The sequence below is a fragment of the Buttiauxella sp. S19-1 genome (assembly GCF_022134725.1).
Lineage (GTDB): Bacteria > Pseudomonadota > Gammaproteobacteria > Enterobacterales > Enterobacteriaceae > Buttiauxella > Buttiauxella ferragutiae.
In genome coordinates, this window is the sequence record NZ_JAHWLU010000274.1 from 1 (window position 1) to 663 (window position 663).

General features: G+C 53.8%; 1 protein-coding gene. It reads left to right on the forward strand.

The window, feature by feature from the left end:
• Positions 1–663, forward strand: a 663-nt coding sequence (locus MES37_RS24535; RefSeq protein WP_237932843.1) for a bacteriophage T4 gp5 trimerisation domain-containing protein, incomplete at both ends; no start/stop codon positions are given.

The window sequence follows — 663 nt, forward strand, 5'->3', positions numbered from 1 at the left end:
GCAGTATCACGGTACGCAATGACCAGACCCTGAAAGTCACCCGTGACCACACCGTGAATACCGGCCGTGATGACGCGCTGACTGTGGCAAATGACCGCAAAGTAACAGTCGACGGCAGCCAGGCGCACAAAACCACGAAAGACCACCTCAGCCTGGTGGAAGGTAACCACAGCCTGGAGGTCAAAGGCGACCTGGCCCAGAAAGTGGCCGGTGCGCTGGGCACGGATGCACAGGGCGATATCGTGCTGCAGAGCAATACAAAAATCACCCTGAAAATGGGCAGCTCATTTATCGTCATCCATCCTGGTGGCGTGGACATCAGCGGGCTGAAAATCAACCTCAACAGCGGTGGCAGTCCGGGTAATCCGGTGCCGACGCAATTACCGGCGGTGCTGAATGCGCTGACGGGTGAAGATGGTAATTCGCCAGATGAGCCACCGCAGGACGGATACGGGAGTGATGGTGGTGGAAATGGCTCTGGAGGTGGGGATGACTCAGGCGGGAAAGATGAGCCGGAAGATAAGGATGAATCTGAGGAATATATTCTTCAATTGCATTGTACGGATGATGAAGGGATGCCTTATTTGGATACGCGCTATATAGCATTTTTTGAGGATGGAACACAAACTCGTGGGGAAACGGATGGGGAAGGATATACAGAAA